This is a genomic window from Pseudomonas lundensis (genome assembly GCF_001042985.1).
Classification (GTDB): domain Bacteria; phylum Pseudomonadota; class Gammaproteobacteria; order Pseudomonadales; family Pseudomonadaceae; genus Aquipseudomonas; species Aquipseudomonas lundensis.
Genome location: NZ_JYKY01000022.1, coordinates 67,403 through 92,489 on the forward strand (window position 1 = coordinate 67,403; position 25,087 = coordinate 92,489).

Annotated in this window: 27 protein-coding genes, 4 tRNA genes and 1 rRNA gene; all 32 read right to left on the bottom strand. The window is 52.8% G+C overall.

All coding sequences use genetic code 11. The features are described 5' to 3' along the window. Window positions 1-4 precede the first annotated feature (4 nt). Complete coding sequence (gene rplN, locus TU74_RS16900; protein WP_002555479.1) at window positions 5-373, bottom strand: 50S ribosomal protein L14; 369 nt, start codon at window positions 371-373, stop codon at window positions 5-7. Between the two features lie 23 nt (window positions 374-396). After that, window positions 397-663: a 30S ribosomal protein S17 gene (gene rpsQ / locus TU74_RS16905; protein ID WP_003194644.1), complete on the bottom strand. Its 267-nt coding sequence runs from the start codon at window positions 661-663 to the stop codon at window positions 397-399. A gap of 2 nt (window positions 664-665) precedes the next feature. Further along, window positions 666-857 carry a 50S ribosomal protein L29 gene (gene rpmC / locus TU74_RS16910; RefSeq protein WP_003444371.1) on the bottom strand — a complete coding sequence of 64 codons (192 nt, stop codon included), beginning with the start codon at window positions 855-857 and terminating at the stop codon, window positions 666-668. Next, window positions 857-1,270 (bottom strand): 50S ribosomal protein L16, encoded by a 414-nt coding sequence (rplP, locus tag TU74_RS16915; protein WP_003186052.1) that lies wholly within the window; start codon window positions 1,268-1,270, stop codon window positions 857-859. Before rplP ends, rpmC begins: the two co-directional genes overlap by 1 nt. 12 nt (window positions 1,271-1,282) lie before the next feature. Further along, window positions 1,283-1,969: a 30S ribosomal protein S3 gene (rpsC, locus tag TU74_RS16920; protein ID WP_003176422.1), complete on the bottom strand. Its 687-nt coding sequence runs from the start codon at window positions 1,967-1,969 to the stop codon at window positions 1,283-1,285. A 13-nt stretch (window positions 1,970-1,982) separates the two neighbouring features. Beyond that, a complete protein-coding gene (gene rplV, locus TU74_RS16925) occupies window positions 1,983-2,315 on the bottom strand; it encodes a 50S ribosomal protein L22 (RefSeq protein ID WP_003444373.1) in 333 nt (110 codons plus the stop codon). A gap of 13 nt (window positions 2,316-2,328) precedes the next feature. Next, window positions 2,329-2,604 carry a 30S ribosomal protein S19 gene (gene rpsS / locus TU74_RS16930; RefSeq protein WP_003232420.1) on the bottom strand — a complete coding sequence of 92 codons (276 nt, stop codon included), beginning with the start codon at window positions 2,602-2,604 and terminating at the stop codon, window positions 2,329-2,331. Between the two features lie 16 nt (window positions 2,605-2,620). Then, window positions 2,621-3,445 carry a 50S ribosomal protein L2 gene (gene rplB, locus TU74_RS16935; RefSeq protein WP_047277892.1) on the bottom strand — a complete coding sequence of 275 codons (825 nt, stop codon included), beginning with the start codon at window positions 3,443-3,445 and terminating at the stop codon, window positions 2,621-2,623. Window positions 3,446-3,459: 14 nt separating this feature from the next. Beyond that, window positions 3,460-3,759, bottom strand: a complete 300-nt coding sequence (gene rplW, locus TU74_RS16940) for a 50S ribosomal protein L23 (RefSeq protein ID WP_003444375.1) — start codon at window positions 3,757-3,759, stop codon at window positions 3,460-3,462. Beyond that, complete coding sequence (gene rplD, locus TU74_RS16945) at window positions 3,756-4,358, bottom strand: 50S ribosomal protein L4 (protein WP_047277894.1); 603 nt, start codon at window positions 4,356-4,358, stop codon at window positions 3,756-3,758. Before rplD ends, rplW begins: the two co-directional genes overlap by 4 nt. A gap of 12 nt (window positions 4,359-4,370) precedes the next feature. Next, window positions 4,371-5,006 carry a 50S ribosomal protein L3 gene (rplC, locus tag TU74_RS16950; RefSeq protein ID WP_003444377.1) on the bottom strand — a complete coding sequence of 212 codons (636 nt, stop codon included), beginning with the start codon at window positions 5,004-5,006 and terminating at the stop codon, window positions 4,371-4,373. Between the two features lie 81 nt (window positions 5,007-5,087). Further along, window positions 5,088-5,399 (bottom strand): 30S ribosomal protein S10, encoded by a 312-nt coding sequence (gene rpsJ, locus TU74_RS16955; RefSeq protein WP_003186070.1) that lies wholly within the window; start codon window positions 5,397-5,399, stop codon window positions 5,088-5,090. 143 nt (window positions 5,400-5,542) lie between these two features. Then, window positions 5,543-6,736, bottom strand: a complete 1,194-nt coding sequence (gene tuf, locus TU74_RS16960; protein ID WP_005791980.1) for an elongation factor Tu — start codon at window positions 6,734-6,736, stop codon at window positions 5,543-5,545. Between the two features lie 35 nt (window positions 6,737-6,771). Beyond that, window positions 6,772-8,874: an elongation factor G gene (gene fusA / locus TU74_RS16965; protein ID WP_047279217.1), complete on the bottom strand. Its 2,103-nt coding sequence runs from the start codon at window positions 8,872-8,874 to the stop codon at window positions 6,772-6,774. Window positions 8,875-8,904: 30 nt separating this feature from the next. Then, window positions 8,905-9,375 (bottom strand): 30S ribosomal protein S7, encoded by a 471-nt coding sequence (rpsG, locus tag TU74_RS16970; protein ID WP_016779172.1) that lies wholly within the window; start codon window positions 9,373-9,375, stop codon window positions 8,905-8,907. A gap of 123 nt (window positions 9,376-9,498) precedes the next feature. Beyond that, window positions 9,499-9,870 (bottom strand): 30S ribosomal protein S12, encoded by a 372-nt coding sequence (gene rpsL / locus TU74_RS16975; protein WP_002555494.1) that lies wholly within the window; start codon window positions 9,868-9,870, stop codon window positions 9,499-9,501. A gap of 216 nt (window positions 9,871-10,086) precedes the next feature. Further along, entirely contained in the window at window positions 10,087-14,286 is a 4,200-nt protein-coding gene (gene rpoC, locus TU74_RS16980; RefSeq protein ID WP_047277900.1) for a DNA-directed RNA polymerase subunit beta', read from the bottom strand. A gap of 64 nt (window positions 14,287-14,350) precedes the next feature. Beyond that, the gene (gene rpoB, locus TU74_RS16985) at window positions 14,351-18,424 is read right to left on the bottom strand and encodes a DNA-directed RNA polymerase subunit beta (protein WP_047277902.1); all 4,074 of its coding nucleotides are present in this window, start codon (window positions 18,422-18,424) and stop codon (window positions 14,351-14,353) included. A gap of 219 nt (window positions 18,425-18,643) precedes the next feature. Next, entirely contained in the window at window positions 18,644-19,009 is a 366-nt protein-coding gene (rplL, locus tag TU74_RS16990; protein WP_047277905.1) for a 50S ribosomal protein L7/L12, read from the bottom strand. Window positions 19,010-19,089: 80 nt separating this feature from the next. Continuing rightward, window positions 19,090-19,590 carry a 50S ribosomal protein L10 gene (gene rplJ, locus TU74_RS16995; RefSeq protein WP_003444392.1) on the bottom strand — a complete coding sequence of 167 codons (501 nt, stop codon included), beginning with the start codon at window positions 19,588-19,590 and terminating at the stop codon, window positions 19,090-19,092. A 196-nt stretch (window positions 19,591-19,786) separates the two neighbouring features. Continuing rightward, a complete protein-coding gene (rplA, locus tag TU74_RS17000) occupies window positions 19,787-20,482 on the bottom strand; it encodes a 50S ribosomal protein L1 (protein ID WP_016779167.1) in 696 nt (231 codons plus the stop codon). Further along, window positions 20,482-20,913, bottom strand: coding sequence for a 50S ribosomal protein L11 (rplK, locus tag TU74_RS17005; RefSeq protein WP_008008888.1), 432 nt, complete (start codon window positions 20,911-20,913; stop codon window positions 20,482-20,484). Before rplK ends, rplA begins: the two co-directional genes overlap by 1 nt. Before the next feature lie 116 nt (window positions 20,914-21,029). Further along, complete coding sequence (nusG, locus tag TU74_RS17010) at window positions 21,030-21,563, bottom strand: transcription termination/antitermination protein NusG (protein WP_047277909.1); 534 nt, start codon at window positions 21,561-21,563, stop codon at window positions 21,030-21,032. 9 nt (window positions 21,564-21,572) lie between these two features. Next, complete coding sequence (secE, locus tag TU74_RS17015; RefSeq protein ID WP_047277911.1) at window positions 21,573-21,941, bottom strand: preprotein translocase subunit SecE; 369 nt, start codon at window positions 21,939-21,941, stop codon at window positions 21,573-21,575. Window positions 21,942-21,987: 46 nt separating this feature from the next. Beyond that, window positions 21,988-22,063: transfer RNA gene (locus TU74_RS17020), tRNA-Trp, on the bottom strand. A 245-nt stretch (window positions 22,064-22,308) separates the two neighbouring features. Further along, window positions 22,309-22,384, bottom strand: a tRNA-Thr gene (locus TU74_RS17025). Between the two features lie 24 nt (window positions 22,385-22,408). Continuing rightward, window positions 22,409-22,482, bottom strand: a tRNA-Gly gene (locus tag TU74_RS17030). A gap of 24 nt (window positions 22,483-22,506) precedes the next feature. After that, window positions 22,507-22,591, bottom strand: a tRNA-Tyr gene (locus TU74_RS17035). Window positions 22,592-22,750: 159 nt separating this feature from the next. Continuing rightward, window positions 22,751-23,128 (bottom strand): hypothetical protein, encoded by a 378-nt coding sequence (locus TU74_RS17040; protein WP_047295792.1) that lies wholly within the window; start codon window positions 23,126-23,128, stop codon window positions 22,751-22,753. A 7-nt stretch (window positions 23,129-23,135) separates the two neighbouring features. After that, complete coding sequence (locus TU74_RS17045; protein WP_047295794.1) at window positions 23,136-23,879, bottom strand: pantothenate kinase; 744 nt, start codon at window positions 23,877-23,879, stop codon at window positions 23,136-23,138. Then, complete coding sequence (birA, locus tag TU74_RS17050) at window positions 23,869-24,816, bottom strand: bifunctional biotin--[acetyl-CoA-carboxylase] ligase/biotin operon repressor BirA (RefSeq protein WP_047295795.1); 948 nt, start codon at window positions 24,814-24,816, stop codon at window positions 23,869-23,871. The genes TU74_RS17045 and birA overlap by 11 nt, the downstream gene beginning before the upstream one ends. A gap of 178 nt (window positions 24,817-24,994) precedes the next feature. After that, window positions 24,995-25,087, bottom strand: a 5S ribosomal RNA gene (rrf, locus tag TU74_RS17055); the annotation flags it as partial.

The window sequence follows — 25,087 nt, forward strand, 5'->3', positions numbered from 1 at the left end:
CTCCTTACAGCACTTCTGGGGCGAGCGAGACGATCTTCATGAACTTCTCAGTACGAAGTTCACGGGTCACTGGCCCAAAGATACGGGTGCCGATAGGCTCTTGCTTGTTGTTCAGAAGAACAGCAGCGTTGCCATCAAAGCGGATAATGGAGCCATCAGCACGGCGTACGCCGTGACGAGTGCGGACTACTACTGCAGTCATCACTTGGCCTTTTTTCACTTTACCGCGCGGAATTGCTTCCTTGACGGTTACTTTGATGATGTCACCGATACCAGCGTAACGACGATGGGAGCCACCCAGCACCTTGATGCACATAACGCGGCGTGCGCCGCTGTTATCGGCCACATCGAGCATGGATTGAGTCTGAATCATATAATTTCTCCGACCCCTAGTCCTTAGACTTCCACAGCGCGTTCGAGAACATCAACCAGCGCCCAAGACTTGGTCTTGGCCATCGGACGAGTTTCACGAATAGTGACTTTGTCGCCGATGTGGCACTGATTGGTTTCGTCGTGCGCGTGCAGCTTAGTCGAACGCTTAACGTATTTACCGTAGATCGGGTGCTTAACGCGACGCTCAATCAGAACGGTGATGGTTTTGTCCATCTTGTCGCTGACAACACGGCCAGTCAGCGTACGGACAGTTTTTTCGGCTTCAGCCATGATTACTTACCTGCCTGCTGTTTGAGCACAGTCTTCACGCGAGCGATGTCACGCTTAACTTGCGAGAGCAGATGCGACTGCCCCAACTGGCCAGTTGCTTTCTGCATACGCAGATTGAACTGGTCGCGCAGCAAGCCGAGCAGTTGCTCGTTCAGCTGCTGTGCGGATTTTTCACGAAGTTCATTCGCTTTCATCACATCACCGTCCGTTTAACAAAGGAGGTGGCGAGCGGCAGCTTTGCAGCAGCCAGGGCGAAAGCCTCACGCGCCAGCTCTTCAGAAACACCCTCGATTTCATACAGGACTTTGCCTGGCTGAATCTGGGCAACCCAATACTCCACGTTACCCTTACCTTTACCCATACGAACTTCGAGGGGCTTTTTGGTTACAGGCTTGTCCGGGAATACACGGATCCAGATCTTGCCACCACGTTTCACGTGACGGGTCAGTGCACGACGCGCTGACTCGATCTGACGAGCGGTGAGACGACCACGAGCAACAGACTTCAGCGCGAACTCGCCGAAGCTGACTTTGCTACCGCGCAATGCCAAGCCACGGTTGTGGCCAGTCATTTGCTTGCGGAACTTCGTACGCTTAGGTTGTAACATTTGGCGTACCCCTTACTTAGCAGCTTTTTTACGAGGCGCTGGTGCTTGTGGTTTCAGTTCTTCTTGGCGACCACCAATTACTTCGCCTTTGAAGATCCAAACCTTTACACCGATCACACCGTAAGTGGTGTGAGCTTCGTAGTTGGCATAGTCGATGTCGGCACGCAGGGTGTGCAATGGCACACGACCTTCGCGATACCATTCAGTACGTGCAATTTCAGCACCGCCGAGACGACCGCTCACTTGGATTTTGATGCCCTTGGCACCAATGCGCATAGCGTTCTGTACAGCGCGCTTCATAGCGCGACGGAACATTACACGACGCTCCAGCTGCTGAGCTACGCTCTGCGCAACCAGCATACCGTCGAGCTCCGGCTTGCGGATCTCTTCGATATTGATGTGCACAGGCACACCCATTTGCTTGGTCAGGTCCTGACGCAGTTTCTCAACATCTTCACCTTTCTTCCCGATAACAATACCTGGACGAGCGGTGTGGATGGTGATGCGTGCAGTTTGGGCCGGACGATGGATATCGATACGGCTTACGGACGCGCTTTTTAGTTTGTCTTGGAGGTATTCACGCACCTTCAGATCAGCGAACAAGTAGTCCGCATAAGTCCGGCCGTCTGCGTACCAGACGGAGGTGTGCTCCTTGACGATTCCCAGGCGAATGCCAATGGGATGTACTTTCTGACCCATCTCTTCGACTCCGTTACTTGTCAGCAACCTTGACAGTGATATGGCAAGACCGCTTGACGATGCGATCAGCGCGGCCTTTGGCACGCGGCATGATGCGCTTCAGCGAACGCCCTTCGTTGACGAAAACGGTGGCGACTTTCAAGTCGTCAACGTCTGCGCCTTCGTTATGCTCGGCGTTGGCTACGGCCGACTCCAGCACTTTCTTGATGATCTCGGCGGCTTTCTTGTTGCTGAAAGCCAACAGGTTGAGCGCTTCGCCCACCTTCTTCCCGCGGATCTGGTCGGCGACCAAGCGGGCTTTCTGGGCGGAGATTCGAGCGCCCGACAACTTAGCGGCTACTTCCATCGTTCCTTACCCCTTAACGCTTGGCTTTCTTGTCTGCCACGTGCCCACGATAAGTGCGGGTACCGGCAAACTCGCCTAGTTTATGGCCAACCATGTCTTCGTTCACGAGAACTGGAACATGCAGACGACCGTTATGCACAGCGATGGTCAGACCGACCATTTGTGGCAGGATCATCGAACGACGCGACCAGGTTTTCACCGGCTTGCGATCATTCTTTTCCGCCGCCACTTCGATCTTCTTCAGTAGGTGAAGATCAATAAAAGGACCTTTTTTCAGAGAACGTGGCACTGTCGTATCCCTCTATTTACTTGCGACGACGGACGATCATTTTGTCGGTACGCTTATTACCACGAGTCTTCGCGCCCTTAGTCGGGAAGCCCCATGGCGATACCGGATGACGACCACCAGAGGTACGACCTTCACCACCACCATGTGGGTGGTCAACCGGGTTCATGGCAACACCACGAACGGTTGGGCGAACGCCACGCCAGCGTTTGGCACCAGCTTTACCCAGCGAACGCAGGCTGTGCTCGGAGTTCGAGACTTCACCCAGGGTCGCACGGCATTCAGCCAGAACTTTACGCATTTCACCGGAGCGCAGACGCAGGGTCACGTAGACACCTTCACGAGCTACCAGCTGAGCAGAAGCACCAGCGGAGCGAGCGATTTGCGCGCCTTTACCCGGCTTCAACTCGATGCCGTGTACGGTGCTACCAACTGGAATGCTACGCAGCTGCAGCGAGTTACCCGGCTTGATCGGAGCCAAAGCACCCGAAATCAGCTGGTCACCAGCGCTCACGCCTTTTGGGGCGATGATGTAACGGCGTTCGCCGTCTGCGTACAGCATAAGAGCAATGTGAGCAGTACGGTTTGGATCGTATTCGATACGCTCAACAGTGGCAGGAATGCCATCTTTGTCGTTGCGACGGAAGTCGACCATACGGTAATGCTGCTTATGACCACCACCGATGTGACGCGTGGTAATGCGGCCATTGTTGTTACGACCACCAGACTTCGATTTTTTCTCGAGCAGCGGTGCGTGAGGAGCGCCTTTATGCAGCTCCTGGTTGACCACCTTGACCACATGACGGCGGCCAGGGGAAGTCGGTTTGCATTTAACGATTGCCATGATGCACCCCTTCCTTACTCAGCACTGCTGCTGAAATCGAGATCTTGGCCTGGCTGAAGGGAAATTACCGCCTTCTTCCAGTCATTACGCTTGCCCACGCCGCGAGCGGTGCGCTTGCTCTTACCCAGTACATTCAGGGTAGTAACACGCTCAACTTTCACGCTGAACAGGCTTTCGACGGCCTTCTTGATTTCCAGCTTGGTTGCATCAGTAGCAACCTTGAAAACGAACTGGCCTTTCTTGTCTGCCAGAACCGTAGCCTTCTCGGAAACGTGCGGGCCAAGCAGAACTTTAAATACGCGTTCCTGGTTCATCCCAGCAGCTCCTCGAATTTCTTCACGGCCGACACGGTGATCAACACCTTGTCGTATGCGATCAGACTAACTGGATCGGAACCTTGCACGTCACGGACATCAACGTGTGGCAGGTTACGAGCAGCCAGGTACAGGTTCTGATCAACAACTTCAGACACGATCAGGACATCAGTCAGACCCATGCCATTCAGTTTGTTCAGCAGATCTTTGGTTTTCGGCGCTTCAACAGCGAAGTCCTGAACCACGACCAGACGATCAGTACGCACCAGCTCAGCAAGGATGGAACGCATTGCTGCGCGATACATCTTCTTGTTCAGCTTCTGAGAGTGATCCTGTGGACGAGCTGCGAATGTGGTACCACCGCCACGCCAGATTGGGCTACGGATAGTACCGGCACGAGCACGGCCAGTACCTTTCTGACGCCAAGGGCGCTTACCGCCACCACGAACGTCGGAACGGGTCTTTTGCTGCTTGCTACCTTGACGGCCGCCAGCCATGTAGGCCACGACTGCTTGGTGAACCAGCGTCTCGTTGAACTCGCCGCCGAATGTCAGTTCGGAAACTTCGATCGCTTGAGCGTCATTTACGTTTAATTGCATGTCAGCTTCCCCTTAACCGCGAGCCTTGGCCGCCGGACGTACAACCAGGTTGCCGCCAGTAGCGCCAGGAACAGCACCCTTGACCAACAACAGATTGCGTTCAGCGTCGACGCGCACTACTTCGAGGGACTGCACGGTCACGCGCTCAGCGCCCATATGACCGGACATTTTTTTGCCCTTGAATACACGACCAGGAGTCTGGCACTGGCCAATAGAGCCCGGGACGCGGTGGGAAACGGAGTTACCGTGAGTGTTATCTTGGCCACGGAAATTCCAACGCTTGATCGTACCCTGGAAGCCTTTACCCTTGGACTGACCGGTCACATCGACCATCTGACCTGCGGTGAAGATTTCAGCGTTGATCAGATCGCCTGCCTGGTACTCGCCTTCTTCAAGGCGGAATTCCATTACGGTACGACCGGCTGCAACGTTTGCCTTGGCGAAGTGACCCGCCTGGGCAGCTGTTACACGCGAAGCGCGACGCTCGCCGACAGTGACTTGCACTGCACGATAGCCATCGGTTTCTTCAGTTTTGAACTGGGTGACGCGATTCGGCTCGATCTCAATGACCGTGACCGGAATGGAGACACCTTCTTCGGTGAAAATACGGGTCATACCGCATTTACGACCGACTACACCAATAGTCATGTTGTAAACCTCATGAGTGTACGGGGCTTTCACCCGCTATGGCCGCCCATTTCAGAGCGTTACACGACTAAGACCCAAGTCTTAGCCGAGGCTGATCTGCACTTCCACACCGGCCGCAAGATCAAGCTTCATAAGTGCATCAACGGTTTTATCCGTTGGCTGGACGATGTCCAGTACACGCTTATGAGTACGGATCTCGTACTGGTCACGCGCGTCTTTGTTGACGTGCGGGGAGACCAGAACGGTGAACCGCTCTTTACGGGTAGGCAGTGGAATTGGACCACGCACTTGAGCACCAGTACGTTTCGCGGTTTCCACGATTTCCTGGGTTGATTGGTCGATCAGGCGATGGTCAAAAGCCTTCAACCTGATACGGATTTGCTGATTTTGCATTGGATTTCAGACTCCAGATTGCTATTCCCACCGAGCGCAATACGCCCGTTAAAAGGAGGCGCAATTCTATAGACGACCCCAGTAGGTGTCAACTCAATAAAAAAAGCCCCCGCTAGGCGGGGGCTTTTTCATGCAATCATCGATTACTCGATGATTTTGGCTACGACGCCAGCGCCGACGGTACGACCGCCTTCACGGATAGCGAAACGCAGACCATCTTCCATTGCGATGGTTTTGATCAGGGTAACAGTCATTTGAATGTTATCACCCGGCATTACCATTTCAACGCCTTCTGGCAGCTCGCAGTTACCAGTCACGTCAGTAGTACGGAAGTAGAACTGTGGACGGTAGCCTTTGAAGAACGGAGTATGACGGCCGCCTTCTTCCTTGCTCAGAACATATACTTCTGCAGTGAACTTGGTGTGCGGCTTAACCGAACCCGGCTTAACCAGAACCTGACCACGCTCAACGTCGTCACGCTTGGTACCACGCAACAGAACGCCGCAGTTCTCGCCTGCACGACCTTCGTCAAGCAGCTTGCGGAACATTTCAACGCCGGTGCAAGTGGTAACAGTCGTGTCACGCAGACCAACGATTTCCAGCGGATCCTGAACGCGAACGATACCGCGCTCGATACGACCAGTCACAACAGTACCGCGACCAGAGATCGAGAATACGTCTTCGATTGGCATCAGGAACGGCTTGTCGGTCAGACGAACTGGTTCTGGGATGTAGCTGTCCAGAGTTTCAACCAGTTTACGAACGGCAGTGGTGCCCATTTCGTTTTCGTCGTTGCCTTCCAGAGCCATACGAGCAGAACCGATGATGATCGGAGTGTCGTCACCTGGGAAGTCGTAAGTGCTCAGCAGATCGCGCACTTCCATCTCAACCAGTTCCAGCAGCTCAGCGTCGTCTACCAGGTCAGCCTTGTTCAGGAAAACCACGATGTACGGAACGCCTACCTGACGGGACAGCAGGATGTGCTCACGGGTTTGTGGCATCGGACCATCAGCGGCCGAACAAACCAGGATCGCGCCGTCCATCTGGGCAGCACCAGTGATCATGTTCTTCACGTAGTCAGCGTGACCTGGGCAGTCAACGTGAGCGTAGTGACGAATTGTCGAGTTGTACTCAACGTGAGCAGTGTTGATGGTGATACCACGAGCTTTTTCTTCTGGCGCGCTGTCGATCTTGTCGAAGTCAACACGAGCAGAACCGAAAACTTCGGAGCAAACACGAGTCAGAGCTGCAGTCAGAGTGGTTTTACCATGGTCAACGTGACCGATAGTGCCAACGTTGACGTGCGGTAGGGAACGATCAAATTTTTCTTTAGCCACGACAATTAACTCCTTGCCTAAAGGACTGAACTAAATCAGCCTTGTTTTTTAGTAACAGCTTCGACGATGTGCGACGGCGCTGTATCGTATTTTTTGAATTCCATAGAGTAGCTTGCGCGACCCTGGGACATGGAACGAACGTCGGTTGCATAACCGAACATTTCACCCAACGGAACCTCAGCGCGGATAACCTTGCCAGAAACCGTATCTTCCATACCCTGAATCATGCCGCGACGACGATTCAAGTCGCCCATCACGTCACCCATATAGTCTTCTGGTGTAACAACCTCTACCGCCATGATCGGCTCAAGCAGCTCACCACCACCTTTGGTAGCCAGTTGCTTGGTCGCCATGGAAGCAGCCACCTTAAACGCCATCTCGTTGGAGTCGACGTCGTGGTAAGAACCATCAAACACGGTAGCCTTCAGGCCGATCAGCGGATAGCCGGCAACAACACCGTTCTTCATCTGCTCTTCGATACCCTTCTGGATAGCCGGGATGTATTCCTTAGGAACCACACCACCTACCACTTCGTTCACGAACTGCAGACCTTCCTGACCTTCGTCAGCAGGTGCAAAACGGATCCAGCAATGGCCAAACTGACCACGACCGCCGGACTGACGAACGAACTTGCCTTCGATCTCACAGCTCTTCGTGATGCGCTCACGATAAGAAACCTGAGGCTTACCGATGTTGGCTTCGACGTTGAACTCACGCTTCATCCGATCTACCAGGATGTCGAGGTGCAATTCGCCCATGCCAGAGATGATCGTCTGACCAGTCTCTTCATCAGTTTTTACACGGAAAGATGGATCTTCCTGAGCAAGCTTGCCCAGTGCGATACCCATTTTTTCCTGGTCATCCTTGGTTTTAGGTTCAACGGCAACCGAAATAACCGGCTCCGGGAATTCCATACGAACCAGAATGATTGGCTTGTCAGCGGCGCACAGGGTATCACCAGTGGTGACATCCTTCATGCCGATCAAGGCCGCGATGTCACCAGCGCGCACTTCCTTGATCTCTTCACGGGCGTTTGCGTGCATTTGGACCATACGACCCACACGCTCTTTCTTGCCTTTAACCGAGTTGATCACGCCGTCACCGGAGTTCAACACGCCCGAGTAAACACGGACAAAGGTCAAAGTACCCACGAATGGGTCAGTCGCAATCTTGAACGCCAAAGACGAGAACGGTTCAGCATCATCCGCGTGACGCTCCATCTCGATATTTTCGTCATCCGGATCAGAACCCTTGATGGCTGGAATATCGGTAGGCGCTGGCAGGTAATCGATCACAGCATCGAGAACCAGTGGAACACCCTTGTTCTTGAAGGAAGAACCACAAACAGCCAGAACGATCTCACCAGCGATAGTACGCTGACGCAGAGCCGCCTTGATTTCCGCGACGGTGAGTTCTTCACCTTCGAGGTACTTGTTCATAAGCTCTTCACTGGCTTCGGCCGCAGCCTCAACCATGTGGCTGCGCCACTCTTCAGCCAATTCCTGCATTTCAGCAGGGATAGCTTCACGACGCGGCGTCATGCCCTTGTCAGCATCGTTCCAGTAAACCGCTTCCATGGTCATCAGATCGATCTGACCCTGGAAGTTGTCTTCGGAACCGATAGCCAACTGGATAGGCACTGGAGTGTGACCCAGACGCTTCTTGATCTGACCTACTACGCGCAGGAAATCTGCACCAGCACGGTCCATCTTGTTTACGTAAACAAGACGCGGAACCCCGTACTTGTTGGCTTGACGCCATACGGTTTCAGACTGAGGCTCAACACCCGAGGTGCCGCAGAACACAACAACCGCGCCATCGAGTACACGCAGGGAACGCTCAACTTCAATCGTGAAGTCAACGTGGCCCGGGGTATCAATTACATTGAAACGGTAGTTGTCGTACTGTTTGGCAGAACCCTGCCAAAAGGTAGTGATCGCAGCAGAAGTAATGGTAATACCACGCTCCTGCTCCTGCACCATCCAGTCCGTGGTCGCGGCGCCATCATGCACCTCGCCCATCTTGTGACTTTTGCCCGTGTAAAAAAGTACCCGCTCAGTAGTCGTGGTTTTACCCGCGTCCACGTGAGCACAGATACCAATGTTACGGTAGCGGTTAATCGGTGTAGTACGAGCCATAAAGCCCTCGCAAAGTGAGTAGCGCTGAAATTAGAAGCGGTAGTGCGAGAAAGCTTTGTTAGCTTCAGCCATACGGTGCACGTCTTCACGCTTCTTAACTGCTGCGCCTTTGCCTTCAGCAGCGTCCAACAGTTCGCCAGCCAAGCGCAAAGCCATAGACTTTTCGCCACGCTTGCGCGCGAAGTCTACCAACCAGCGCATGGCCAGAGCGTTACGACGGGACGGACGAACTTCGACCGGAACCTGGTAAGTAGCGCCGCCTACACGGCGCGACTTCACTTCGACCAGCGGAGCGATGGCGTCGAGTGCTTTCTCGAAGAGTTCCAGGGGATCGCTGTTCTTACGCTCTTTAACCTTCTCCAGCGCGCCATAAACGATACGCTCGGCAACGGCTTTCTTGCCGCTTTCCATCACGTGGTTCATGAACTTGGCCAGGATTTGGCTTCCGTATTTTGGATCGTCAAGCACTTCGCGCTTGGCTGCTACGCGTCTTCTTGGCATGGATAAGCCCTCAAACGGTCTTCAGGTTAGCTCGGAACCCTTGCACCTTGACGATGCACGTCCGACCTTACTCTTATCGACTCAGAAAAAAAGAAATCTGCATTATTTACCAGCTACCGAAAACTACTTCGGTTTCTTGGTACCGTACTTCGAGCGACCCTGGTTACGACCTTTAACGCCGGAAGTATCCAAAGAACCGCGAACGGTGTGATAACGAACACCTGGCAAGTCTTTTACACGACCGCCACGAATCAGTACCACGCTGTGCTCTTGCAGGTTGTGGCCTTCACCGCCGATGTACGAGGAAACCTCGAAACCGTTGGTCAGACGCACACGGCATACTTTACGCAGTGCCGAGTTAGGTTTTTTCGGCGTAGTTGTATACACACGAGTGCATACACCACGACGTTGCGGGCAGTTTTGCAGCGCAGGCACGTCGGATTTCTCGACGATACGCTTACGCGGCTGACGTACCAGCTGGTTGATAGTTGCCATCTACTAGCTCCACTGTTGTCTTGCGACGCTATTGTCTTGCAAGAAAAGCAAAATGGCAGGAACGAATTCCCGCCAAATTTAGGGGTACAAGAGTCTAAAGAGGATCTTGCCCCCAGTCAAGGCAAGGCCCCGACCTTCCGCATCATCAAACCTAGACTATTGGTCTCGATTCGATGAACGGAACAGCCAGGGCCCTTCCTTCATTTAGTACCGAACTCAGTTACCGCTAGAGTTCAGTGCTTCGGTCAGTGCAGCTTCCACTTCACTGGCGCTAACGCGCAATGGCTTGTCAGCATCACGGCGGCGCTTGCGCTCGCTGTGGTAAGCCAAACCAGTACCTGCCGGGATCAAACGACCCACGACAACGTTTTCTTTCAGGCCGCGCAGGTAATCGCGCTTGCCCGTTACCGCTGCTTCGGTCAGCACGCGGGTAGTCTCTTGGAAAGAGGCCGCGGAGATGAACGATTCAGTCGACAACGATGCCTTGGTGATACCCAACAGAACACGCGTGAACTTGGAGACAAACTTGTCTTCAGTGCTCAGTCGCTCGTTCTCGGTCAACACCTGCGTCAACTCCATCTGGTCACCCTTGATGAAGGAGGAGTCGCCAGACTCGGAAATTTCAACTTTACGCAGCATCTGACGCAGGATGGTCTCGATGTGCTTATCGTTGATTTTCACGCCTTGCAGACGGTAAACATCTTGAATCTCGTTAACGATGTACTTGGCCAGTGCACTCACACCCAGCAGACGCAGGATGTCATGCGGATCGCTAGGACCGTCGGAGATAACTTCGCCACGGTTCACTTGTTCGCCTTCGAAGACGTTCAGGTGACGCCACTTCGGAATCAGCTCTTCATACGGATCGCTACCATCGTTCGGGGTAATGACCAGACGGCGCTTGCCCTTGGTCTCTTTACCGAACGCGATTGTGCCGCTGACTTCAGCCAAAATCGAAGCTTCTTTTGGACGACGTGCTTCGAACAAGTCAGCAACCCGTGGAAGACCACCGGTAATGTCTCGAGTTTTCGAAGTTTCTTGCGGAATACGAGCGATAACATCACCGATCGCGATTTCCGCACCATCCGCCACACCAACCAAGGCGTTTGCAGGCAAGAAGTACTGTGCCGGTACGTCAGTACCTGGCAAGAGCAAGTCTTTGCCATCTACACCCACCATCTTCACAGCAGGACGGATATCCTTACCGGCAGCTGGACGGTCTTTGGCATCAAGCACTTCAATGTTGGTCATACCGGTCAATTCGTCAGTCTGACGCTTGATCGTGATGCCTTCTTCCATGCCCACGTAGGTCACGGTACCTTTCATTTCGGTAACGATTGGGTGAGTGTGCGGATCCCACTTGGCTACGATTGAGCCAGCATCGACCTTGTCACCCTCTTTAACCGAGATAACAGCACCGTACGGCAGCTTGTAGCGCTCACGCTCACGACCGAAGTCATCAGCGATCGCCAGCTCACCGGAACGCGAAACAGCGACCAGGCAGCCATCTACACGCTCAACGTGCTTCAGGTTGTGCAGACGGACAGTACCGCCATTCTTCACCTGAACGCTGTCAGCAGCCGAGGTCCGGCTAGCCGCACCACCGATGTGGAACGTACGCATTGTCAGCTGTGTACCTGGCTCACCGATCGACTGAGCGGCGATTACGCCGACAGCTTCACCAATGTTCACCTGGTGACCACGGGCCAGATCGCGGCCGTAGCACTTGGCGCAGATACCAAAACGGGTTTCGCAGCTGATTGGCGAGCGAACGATAACTTCGTCGATGCTGTTCAGCTCGATGAACTCAACCCATTTCTCGTCAACCAGAGTGCCAGCAGGAACGATAACTTCCTCAGTACCCGGCTTGAATACGTCGCGGGCGATCACTCGGCCCAATACGCGCTCACCCAACGGCTCTACAACGTCACCACCTTCAATGTGCGGCGTCATCAGCAGACCGTGCTCGGTACCGCAATCAACTTCAGTTACAACCAGGTCTTGTGCAACGTCCACGAGACGACGAGTCAGGTAACCGGAGTTAGCCGTTTTCAAGGCCGTATCCGCGAGACCCTTACGAGCACCGTGAGTCGAGATGAAGTACTGAAGTACGCTCAAACCTTCACGGAAGTTCGCAGTGATCGGCGTTTCGATGATCGAGCCGTCCGGCTTGGCCATCAGACCACGCATACCGGCCAACTGACGGATCTGCGCAGCAGAACCACGAGCACCGGAGTCAGCCATCATGTACATCGAGTTGAACGACTCTTGCTCAACTTCATTGCCGTGACGATCGATAACCTTCTCTTTCGAGAGGTTCGACATCATCGCCTTGGAAACTTCATCGTTAGCTTTCGACCAAAGGTCGATTACCTTGTTGTACTTCTCGCCCTGAGTCACCAGGCCGGAGGCGTACTGACTTTCGATTTCTTTCACTTCATCGGTAGCAGCACCGATGATGCGGGCTTTTTCATCCGGGATAACGAAGTCGTTAACACCGATGGAAACGCCGGAAATAGTCGAGTAAGCAAAACCTGTGTACATCAACTGGTCAGCAAAGATCACAGTCTCTTTCAAACCAACCACGCGGTAGCACTGGTTGATCAGTTTGGAGATTGCCTTTTTCTTCATTGGCAGGTTGACGACGTCGTAAGAAAGACCTTTTGGAACAACCTGGAACAACAACGCACGGCCGACAGTCGTGTCGACGATACGGGTGTTGGTCACGCTGCCGCCATCACGATCATTGACGGTTTCGTTGATCCGCACCTTGACCTTAGCGTGCAGCGCAGCTTCGCCGGCGCGGAACACACGGTCAACTTCCTGCAAGTCGGCGAATACACGACCTTCGCCCTTGGCGTTGATCGCTTCGCGGGTCATGTAGTACAGACCCAGTACAACGTCCTGCGACGGAACGATGATTGGCTCACCGTTGGCTGGCGACAGAATGTTGTTGGTCGACATCATCAAGGCACGCGCTTCCAGCTGGGCTTCCAGCGTCAGCGGTACGTGCACGGCCATTTGGTCGCCGTCGAAGTCGGCGTTGTACGCAGCACAAACCAGAGGGTGAAGCTGAATAGCCTTACCTTCGATCAGTACTGGTTCAAATGCCTGGATACCCAAACGGTGCAAGGTTGGCGCACGGTTAAGAAGTACCGGGTGTTCGCGAATGACTTCGGCAAGAACGTCCCAAACTTCAGGCAGCTCGCGCTCAACCATTTTCTTGGCGGCTTTAATAGTGGTAGCGAGACCACGCATTTCAAGCTTGCCAAAAATGAACGGTTTGAACAGCTCAAGTGCCATTTTCTTCGGCAGACCGCACTGGTGCAGACGCAAGGTCGGACCTACGGTAATTACAGAACGACCCGAATAGTCAACGCGCTTACCGAGCAAGTTCTGACGGAAACGACCTTGCTTACCCTTGATCATGTCAGCCAGGGATTTCAGAGGACGCTTGTTAGAACCGGTAATTGCACGGCCGCGACGACCGTTGTCGAGCAGGGCATCGACAGCTTCCTGCAACATACGTTTTTCGTTACGCACGATGATGTCCGGTGCGGACAGATCAAGCAGGCGCTTCAAACGGTTGTTACGGTTGATCACGCGACGATACAGGTCGTTGAGGTCGGAAGTCGCAAAACGACCGCCATCCAACGGAACCAGAGGACGCAGATCTGGCGGCAGAACTGGCAAAACAGTCAGAACCATCCACTCTGGCAAGTTGCCGGAGCCTTGGAAGGCTTCCATCAACTTCAGACGCTTGGACAGTTTTTTGATCTTGGTTTCAGAGTTGGTTTGCGGAATCTCTTCGCGCAGACGACCAATCTCATGCTCCAGATCGATAGCGTGCAACAGTTCGCGAACAGCTTCGGCACCCATACGGGCATCGAAATCGTCACCAAACTCTTCCAGCGCTTCGAAATACTGCTCATCGTTCAGCAGCTGACCTTTTTCCAACGTGGTCATGCCCGGATCGATAACAACGTAGCTCTCGAAATAGAGAACGCGCTCGATATCACGCAGGGTCATGTCCATCAGCAAACCGATACGGGACGGTAGCGACTTCAGGAACCAGATGTGGGCTACTGGCGAAGCCAGTTCAATGTGGGCCATGCGCTCACGACGGACCTTGGCCAGCGCAACTTCAACGCCGCACTTCTCACAGATCACACCGCGGTGCTTCAAGCGCTTGTACTTACCGCACAGGCACTCGTAATCCTTTACCGGGCCAAAGATTTTGGCGCAGAACAGGCCGTCACGCTCAGGCTTGAACGTACGGTAGTTAATGGTTTCCGGCTTTTTAACTTCACCGAACGACCACGAACGGATCATCTCAGGCGATGCCAATCCAATACGGATGGCGTCGAACTCTTCGACTTGACCCTGGTTTTTCAGCAAATTCAGTAGGTCTTTCAAGGCCTTTCCTCCTGGCGGAGCAGAGAGCGGGCAGTACAGCCCCGCTCTCGATTCGCGTCACGTGTTATTCGGTTTCCAGATCGATATCGATGCCGAGGGAACGAATTTCTTTGATCAACACGTTGAAAGACTCGGGCATGCCCGGCTCCATACGGTGATCGCCGTCCACGATGTTTTTGTACATCTTGGTACGACCGTTCACATCGTCCGACTTCACTGTGAGCATTTCTTGCAGAGTGTATGCCGCGCCATAGGCTTCCAGCGCCCAGACCTCCATCTCCCCGAAACGCTGACCACCGAACTGCGCCTTACCACCCAACGGCTGTTGAGTAACCAGGCTGTAAGAACCGGTAGAACGAGCATGCATCTTGTCGTCTACCAAGTGGTTCAGTTTCAGCATGTACATGTAGCCAACGGTAACCGGACGCTCAAACTTGTTGCCGGTACGACCGTCAGTCAGCTGCATCTGGCCGCTGTCAGGCAGATCTGCCAAGCGCAGCATGGCCTTGATTTCGCTTTCCTTGGCACCGTCAAATACCGGGGTAGCCATAGGAACACCGCCGCGAAGGTTCTTCGCCAGATCAAGAATTTCCTGATCAGAGAAGTCATCCAGGCTTTCTTGACGACCGCCAATTTCGTTGTAGATCTCGTGCAGGAACTTACGCAGGTCTGCAACCTTGCGCTGCTCCTCGATCATGAGGTTGATCTTCTCGCCCAACCCTTTGGCTGCGAGGCCCAAGTGAGTTTCAAGAATCTGACCAACGTTCATACGCGATGGTACGCCCAACGGGTTGAGGACAACATCAACCGGGGTACCATTGGCATCGTACGGCATGTCTTCAACCGGCATGATCACGGAGACCACACCTTTGTTACCGTGACGACCAGCCATCTTGTCACCCGGCTGGATGCGACGGCGAATTGCCAGGTAAACCTTGACGATTTTCAACACGCCTGGAGCCAGGTCATCGCCTTGCTGCAGCTTGCGTTTCTTATCTTCGAACTTGTCATCCAGCAGACGACGACGGTCGATGATGTAAGCCTGAGCCTTTTCAAGTTGCTCGTTCAGAGCATCTTCAGCCATGCGCAGCTTGAACCACTGACCATGCTCAAGACCATCCAGGACTTCATTAGTGATTTCCTGGCCTTTCTTGAGACCAGCACCACCTTCGGCAATGTTACCCACCAATGCAGAGCGCAGACGTTCGAAAGTTGCACCTTCAACGATACGGAACTCTTCGTTCAGATCCTTGCGGATTTCGTCCAGCTGGGTTTTTTCGATCGACAGTGCACGAGCGTCACGCTCAACGCCGTCACGGGTGAAAACCTGAACGTCAATGACAGTACCTTTGGTGCCGGTCGGCACACGCAGAGAAGTGTCTTTTACGTCACTGGCTTTTTCACCGAAGATTGCGCGCAACAGCTTCTCTTCTGGCGTTAGCTGCGTCTCACCTTTCGGTGTCACTTTACCAACCAGAATGTCGCCCGGGCCGACTTCAGCACCCACATAAACGATACCGGCCTCATCCAGTTTATTCAGAGCAGCTTCACCGACGTTCGGGATGTCTGCAGTGATTTCCTCTGGACCAAGCTTGGTGTCACGAGCCACACAGGTCAGTTCCTGAATGTGGATCGTGGTGAAACGGTCTTCCTGAACGACACGTTCCGACAGGCAGATGGAGTCTTCGAAGTTGAAGCCGTTCCATGCCATGAAGGCAATACGCATGTTCTGACCCAGAGCCAGTTCACCCATGTCGGTGGACGGACCGTCGGCCATGATGTCACTACGCTGGACCCGATCACCTTTGCGAACCAGCGGACGCTGGTTGATGCAGGTGTTCTGGTTGGAGCGCGTGTACTTGGTCAGGTTGTAGATGTCGACACCGGCTTCACCGGTTTCAACTTCATCATCTGCAACGCGAACAACGATACGACTTGCATCCACGGAGTCAATAACGCCACCACGACGGGCTACAACACAAACCCCCGAGTCTCGCGCTACGTTGCGCTCCATGCCCGTACCCACCAGCGGCTTGTCAGCACGCAGTGTCGGTACAGCTTGACGCTGCATGTTCGAACCCATCAATGCACGGTTGGCATCGTCATGCTCAAGGAACGGAATCAGCGACGCAGCAACCGAAACTACCTGCTTCGGCGACACGTCCATCAAGGTGACGTCTTCCGGCGCCTTAACGGTGAATTCGTTCAAGTGACGAACAGCTACCAGCTCATCGATCAGGACTTTCTGATCGTTCATGGTGGCCGAAGCCTGAGCAATAACGTGATCTGCTTCTTCAATGGCAGACAGGAACACGATCTCGTCGGTTACTACGCCTTCTTTCACAACACGGTACGGGCTCTCAAGGAAACCATACTGGTTGGTGCGGGCGTAAGCAGCCAATGAGTTGATCAGACCGATGTTCGGACCTTCCGGTGTTTCAATCGGGCATACACGACCGTAGTGAGTCGGGTGTACGTCACGAACTTCAAAGCCAGCACGCTCACGTGTCAAACCACCCGGGCCCAGTGCAGAGACACGGCGCTTGTGGGTGATTTCGGAAAGCGGGTTGTTTTGGTCCATGAACTGCGAAAGCTGGCTGGAGCCAAAGAACTCTTTCACCGCCGCAGCAACTGGCTTGGCGTTGATGAGGTCTTGCGGCATCAGGCCTTCGCTTTCTGCCATCGACAGACGCTCTTTAACTGCACGCTCAACACGCACCAGACCAACACGGAACTGGTTTTCAGCCATCTCGCCAACGCAGCGAACACGACGGTTACCCAAGTGGTCGATGTCATCGACGATGCCTTTACCGTTACGGATGTCGACCAGAGTCTTCAACACGGCAACGATGTCTTCCTTGCACAGCACACCCGAACCTTCGATTTCGGTACGACCGATACGACGGTTGAACTTCATTCGGCCGACCGCAGACAGGTCATAACGCTCAGGGCTGAAGAACAGGTTGTTGAACAGGGTCTCGGCAGCGTCTTTGGTTGGCGGCTCGCCTGGACGCATCATGCGATAGATTTCGACCAGCGCTTCCAATTGGTTGCTGGTGGAATCAATTTTCAGCGTGTCAGAAACGAACGGACCACAGTCGATGTCGTTGGTGTACAACGTTTCGATACGGACAACCTGGCTCTTGGCAACTTTTGCCAGAATTTCAGTGGTCAGTTCTGTGTTGCACTCAGCAATGATTTCGCCAGTAGCCGGATGCACGATTGCCTTGGCCGTTGTGCGACCCAGGACATAGTCAAGAGGCATTACGAGCTCTTTGACACCGGCTTTTTCCAGCTGGTTGATATGGCGAGCAGTAATACGACGGCCTTGCTCGACAATCACTTTGCCCTTGTCATCCATAATATCGATGACCGCGATTTCACCGCGCAGGCGCTGTGGTACCAGCTCCAGGCTGATGCTCTCACCTTGAACGTGGAATACGTTCGTGGTGTAGAACGCTTCAAGCACCTGTTCAGTGGTGTAACCCAATGCGCGCAGAAGCACGGACGCAGGCAATTTGCGACGACGGTCGATACGTACGAATACGCAGTCTTTCGGGTCGAACTCGAAATCCAACCACGAACCACGGTAAGGAATGATACGCGCGGAATACAGCAGCTTACCGGAGCTGTGCGTCTTGCCGCGGTCGTGGTCGAAGAACACGCCCGGGGAACGGTGCAGCTGGGAAACAATTACACGCTCGGTACCGTTAATAACGAAGGTACCGTTTTCAGTCATCAATGGGATTTCGCCCATGTAGACTTCTTGCTCTTTGATGTCCTTGATCGCTTTGTTCGACGATTCTTTGTCGAAAATGATCAAGCGAACTTTAACCCGCAAAGGTACGGCGTAAGTTACACCGCGCAACACGCATTCTTTGACATCAAATGCCGGTTCACCCAAACGATAACCCACATACTCCAGCGCAGCATTGCCGGAGTAGCTGATGATCGGGAAAACGGATTTGAAGGCCGCATGCAGGCCCACGTCGCGGAACTGATCTTTAGTCGCTCCCGCCTGCAAGAATTCACGATACGAATCCAGCTGGATTGCCAAGAGATACGGCACATCCATGACGTCCGGCAACTTGCTAAAGTCCTTGCGGATACGTTTTTTCTCAGTATATGAGTAAGCCATCAGCGTTCCCCAGCTTGGTCACCTGCTTGTTTGGCCCCTCCCGACGGGAGCAGCCAGAAAATCGTGCAAACCCCTTGGTTTGCTCCACCGCACAGGGTGGTTACAGCACGTTAAAAGCACCGACCCAGTCGGAAGCCAATAACGGAAAAAGGCCGGTGGCAAGAGCCACCAGCCATCAGCCTCAGCTTAACGCTTGGGCTGGAGACGCAAGGTCGATGCTTACTTCAGCTCGACTTTAGCGCCTGCTTCTTCCAAGGTAGCCTTGGCTTTGTCAGCTGCGTCTTTAGCAACAGCTTCCAGAACCATAGCTGGAGCGCCGTCAACTACTGCCTTGGCTTCTTTCAAGCCCAGACCGGTCAGCTCACGTACAGCCTTGATCACGTTAACTTTCTTCTCGCCAGCTTCAGTCAGCATAACGTTGAATTCAGTTTGCTCTTCAACAACAGCAGCGGCAGCAGCAGGACCAGCAGAAGCAGCAGCAGCGGAAACGCCGAACTTCTCTTCCATTGCCTTGATCAGCTCAACGATTTCCAGAACGGATTTTTCGCCGATTGCTTCGATGATTTGCTCGTTAGTCAGAGACATGACTATAAATTCCTGTATTGGGGTGACAGCCTAGGTGGCCATCGAAATAAACAATAAACGCTGAAAGAAATCGCTTAGCTTTAAGCTGCAGCGGCTTCTTTCTGGTCGCGAAGTGCTGCCAGTGTACGAGCCAATTTGCTGGTTGCGCCTTGAATCACGCTCATCAGCTGAGAAATTGCTTCGTCACGGGTCGGCAGGCTTGCCAGTACGTCGATCTGATTAGCTGCGAGGAACTTGCCCTCGAACGCAGCTGCCTTGATCTCGAACTTATCCTGACCTTTCGCGAACTCTTTGAACAAACGGGCAGCAGCGCCAGGATGTTCATTCGAGAATGCAATCAAGGTCGGGCCAGTGAACACGTCGTTGAGGACACTGTATTCAGTGTCAGCAACAGCGCGCTTCAGCAGTGTGTTACGTACAACACGTACGTAAACACCAGCTTCACGAGCCTCTTTACGGAGTCCGGTCATAGCGCCAACTGTCACGCCGCGGGCATCAGCCACAACAGCAGACAGGGCAACTTTGGCAGCCTCGTTGACTTCAGCGACGATGGCCTTCTTGTCTTCGAGTTTAATTGCCACGGGTTTAACTCCTGCTTGTTACCGTTTCATCCAACCGAAGCCGGATGTCGTTTTGGTGTCTGATTCGGTAAGGAACCGGGAGCACCATCTGCGTAGGCTTTAGGTTTAAGACTTGCGTCGCCTACGGTCTTGGATAGCCCCCGCCAGGCAGGGACCCCAATCTTTCAACCAATGCATTTAAAGCACCGGATTTGTCTTACGCGTCCAGAGAACCTTGGTCGATGACCAAGCCTGGGCCCATAGTGGTGCTCAGGGTAACGCGCTTGACGTAAATGCCTTTAGAAGAAGCTGGCTTGATACGCTTCAGATCAGCGATCAGGGCCTCAACGTTTTCCTTCAGCTGAACGGCGTCAAAACCGATCTTGCCAACGGAAGTGTGGATGATACCGTTTTTGTCAGTGCGATAACGAACCTGACCAGCTTTAGCGTTTTTAACTGCTGTCGCTACGTCTGGAGTTACTGTACCAACCTTAGGGTTAGGCATCAGACCACGAGGACCGAGGATTTGACCCAACTGACCTACAACACGCATTGCATCCGGAGAAGCAATAACTACGTCATAGTTCAGATCGCCGCCTTTCATTTCAGCAGCCAGATCGTCCATGCCTACGCGATCAGCACCTGCAGCCAGAGCAGCTTCAGCAGCTGGGCCCTGAGTAAAGACAGCTACGCGTACAGTCTTGCCAGTGCCGTGTGGCAACACAGTTGCGCTACGAACAACCTGGTCAGATTTGCGCGGGTCTACGCCCAAGTTTACGGCGATATCAAAGGACTCGCTGAATTTTACAGTCGACAGCTCAGCCAGCAAAGCAGCAGCGTCTACAAAGTTGTAAGACTTGCCAGCTTCAATTTTACCGGCGATTGCCTTTTGACGCTTAGTCAGCTTAGCCATTACACACCCTCCACGTTAAGGCCCATGCTACGAGCAGAACCGGCGATGGTACGCACGGCTGCTTCCATATCAGCTGCAGTCAGATCCGCGTTTTTGGTTTTCGCGATTTCTTCCAGCTGAGCACGAGTAACGGTGCCAACCTTAACGGTGTTTGGACGAGCGGAACCGCTAGTCAAACCGGCAGCTTTCTTCAGCAGAACCGAAGCAGGAGTCGATTTGGTTTCGAACGTGAAGCTACGGTCGCTGTAAACGGTGATGATCACAGGGGTCGGCAAGCCTGGCTCAATACCCTGAGTACGGGCGTTGAAAGCTTTGCAGAACTCCATGATGTTCACGCCGTGCTGACCCAAAGCTGGACCAACAGGTGGGCTTGGGTTGGCCTGAGCGGCCTTTACTTGCAGCTTGATGTAAGCGGTAATCTTCTTGGCCATGAGGCACTCCAATTACGGGTTCAGACGCCTATAAAGGCTCCCCGGTTACTTGCGTGTTTATCCCAGTGACGACAAAACCCCACAGCCGAAGCCATGGGGTTGGGATACGTATTCAGCTAGACCTTTTCGACCTGGCTGAATTCAAGCTCTACCGGAGTAGAGCGACCGAAAATGAGCACAGCGACTTGGATGCGGCTCTTTTCGTAGTTAACTTCTTCAACTGTGCCGTTGAAATCAGCGAAAGGACCGTCAGTAACACGAACGACCTCACCCGGCTCAAACAGAGTCTTTGGCTTGGGCTTATCACTGCCATCAGCAACGCGACGCAGAATGGATTCTGCCTCTTTATCAGTGATCGGTGCTGGCTTATCAGCAGTGCCACCAATAAAGCCCATGACACGAGGAGTATCCTTGACCAAATGCCAAGTACCTTCGTTCATGTCCATCTGGACAAGGACATAGCCTGGAAAGAATTTGCGTTCACTTTTGCGCTTCTGGCCATTACGCATTTCAACCACTTCTTCAGTGGGAACCAGAATTTCGCCGAAGCCATCTTCCATGCCTGCCAGCTTGATGCGCTCAATCAAAGAGCGCATAACATGCTTTTCGTAACCCGAATAAGCATGCACAACGTACCAACGCTTAGCCACGGGACACCCTTAGCCAACAATCAAGGAAACGAGCCAACCGAGCAGGGAATCTAGCCCCCACAACAGCAACGCCATAACAAGAACAACAGCCACAACAATTAAAGTGGTCTGCGTAGTTTCTTGGCGGGTTGGCCATACGACTTTACGAATCTCAGTGCGAGCTTCCTTTACCAGGACAGCGAACGACTTACCTTTTGCTGTCTGCAACCCAACATAGGCGGCGACCGCAGCAAGAACAAGAAGCGCAATGACACGATACAGAATCGGCGAACCAGAATAATACTGATTCCCAACAACGCCAACCACGACAAGGGCAACCACAGCCAGCCACTTGAGGAGATCGAAGCGAGAGCCTTGAACTTCAGCCTTGGGAGTCATCAAAGAAGGATCCTGTGAAAAGAAAGCCAGATGCATTGAGCGAATCTGGCAGGTCAGGAGGGAATCGAACCCCCAACCTACGGTTTTGGAGACCGTCGCTCTGCCAATTGAGCTACTGACCTATAACATTATCGAGCCGCTAATTATGCAGACTCGAGAGAGACTTTTCAACAACCAATGCAACCGCCTTTGCCAAAAAGCTACCTAAGCACCTAGTGACAGCACGAGCAGCAGAATGCGAGCCACCCAAAACAGCAATTGCAAATCGGAGCAGCCATGCAACCAACACACAACCAGCAAACACTCCGAACAGGCTTTCTAGCCTGTTAAAACAAAGGCAGATACTTTCATATCTGCCTTCGTAATATGGAGCTCTTGAGCGGATTTGAACCGCTGACCTCACCCTTACCAAGGGTGTGCTCTACCAACTGAGCTACAAGAGCAAAACCGCATTAAACCAGCATGTATGGAGCGGGTGGCGGGAATCGAACCCGCATCATCAGCTTGGAAGGCTGAGGTTCTACCACTAAACTACACCCGCAAATCATGCTGATTCACATAAATATGGTGGAGGGGGAAGGATTCGAACCTTCGAAGTCGTAGACGTCAGATTTACAGTCTGATCCCTTTGGCCGCTCGGGAACCCCTCCTGAGCTGAGCGGGATTATACATCATCCCAACTCTATGTCAACCACTTTCTTAATAAAATCATAAGCTTAGCGTTTTGACTCACTTCACAACAAAATCAAATCTGATTATCACTGCGGAGCGGGCGCCATTCTATTCAAACGAACGGCCTGCCGCAACCCCTAACATGGTTTTTTTTCAAATCTTAAGTGCTTGAATTCATTCATAAGATTTAATAATTTTTGCTCACCCTTCATCGCGGCGGGCGCCCCCATGATTTTAAAGCCCCCCCCTACCTGCTCAACCTGCAATTCCTTCTCCATCAATTTCAAAACTGTCTCCTTGTCCACACCCTCTGCCTCTGGGCCACTCAGATAAATGCACTCATCATCCACTGACAGCTTTTCTGTAACGACCTCATTGATAAGCTGTATCCCTTGCTTGCTCCCTTTATATGCAGACAAAGAGGCCACCTCCTTGACCCTCAGAGGCGCCGCTTGGTGATGCCAGATAAAATAAAATGCATTTAGCACCACCAACAATAGAAACAGCCAACGCATAGCCACCTCAAGAAAATGGACAAGCAACTGCCAAACCAACGAACACCAGATCTTTAATTACCCTGGCATCAGCGACCACATCTGCAACCAGATCTGCATCGCCACCGGTAAGGAAAACCATATAATCGTCCCCCCAATACTCGCGTGCCAATTGAACCTGGGCGGATACAAAACCTCGCAACATTAGCAGGCACCCCCGTTCCACCGCCTCAATTGTCGTATTAGCTGGCTCCAAACACTGCAATGCACCTTTCGCCGATCCAGCGTCATACCTGATACGTCGTGTGTGAGTTTGCAATTGATTGCGCATAAGTGACAGACCTGGGCATATAAATCCGCCCTTATGCTGCCCATCAGAATCCACAAAATCCGCAGTAACCGCCGTTCCTAAATCGAGAACCAAGCACGGCCCTCCGGACAATTTGTACCCACCCACCATCGCAAGCCATCGATCCAACCCTAAACGCTCAAAGTCTTTATAACCATTTGTTACACCCGCAAGCATTGATGCAGGGGCAACACAGTCGACCTCAACGGAAAACTCAGAGGCAATTGCAGCAACCAGATTCGATGTTTCGACATCACTGCGCACACTCACCATACGGCAGCGCGTGATACTCAATTCTGGAGAAGCCAGAATTTCAACGATCAATCTTTCTGGGGAATCCGCCACTCCACCACTTACCGGCCCTTCAGCATCCAGAACTCGCCATTTGATGAAACTATTTCCGCAATCGAGCTCAAGAATCATGGCGCAATCTCAAACTCAGCTCGCCACCACTGTATGTTTTTAACTCATCATTGACGCTCAAACGCAATGCCCCTTGCTGATCAACACCTATGACAACTCCATCTACTTGGTGCAGCCCAGCCATCAATGAAACCTCTCGACCTTGCCACACGTGATTCTTTTCCCATTCATCATGAAACGAAGAGAAACCGGTGATAGCGTGAGATTTCAAATACTCCTTTAGCCGCATACTCAGCGCAGTTATAACCTCATTACGCGCAAACATCTTGCCTGTTTCCAGACTCATCGACGTCCAAGGCTGCCCCACATCCGCAGCCGTTGTCATGTTTACATTGATACCAATACCTACTACCACATGACAAACATCTGCAGGGTCACCTATCAACTCAAGCAATATTCCAGCAATTTTCTTATCACAAACCAATATGTCGTTTGGCCATTTCAGGCCCGCAGTCATTACGCCAAAACCTTTTAGCGTATTCAATACCGCTAGACCGACCACAAGACTTAATGCCTCAAGTTGGCGTAGACCACCATCGACCCGCAACACTAAGCTGTAGTAAACATTTTGCCCAAATGGACTTATCCAATGCCGTCCTCTACGCCCTCGCCCGGCACTTTGCTGCTCAGCCGAAATTACAAAAGGCGCCGAAACTCCTTTATTGATCTGACGAAATGCCTCTGCATTGGTTGAATCTACTATCTCGTAGATATGGACTGGATAGCAGCTTTCAGAGAGCACCTCTTGATCGAGAAGATCAACAGGTGATGCTAATTTGTAGCCCCGACCAGGAACCTTATGGATAGGCAGATTTAATTCTGCCTGCAGTTTTTGCAACTGCTTCCAAACCGCACTGCGACTAATGCCCAATTGAGCACCTAAGGCTTGCCCCGAGTGGAAGCGACCATCTTTAAGGAGTTTCAACAACGTCAGCATGCAAGTATCGCCTCACAATCAAGCACGCATCATAACGATGGGCTCACGGATTGCATAGGAGCCAGAAAGCACATGGAGTTGGGGATAAGGGTGTCTAGCAGAAATACCTGAAGGCTCTTTTTCAGGCACAAAAACAAAATCCCTGTCTGCGTGAGCAGACAGGGATTTTGGAATTTAATCTTGACGATGACCTACTCTCACATGGGGAAACCCCACACTACCATCGGCGATGCATCGTTTCACTGCTGAGTTCGGGATGGGATCAGGTGGT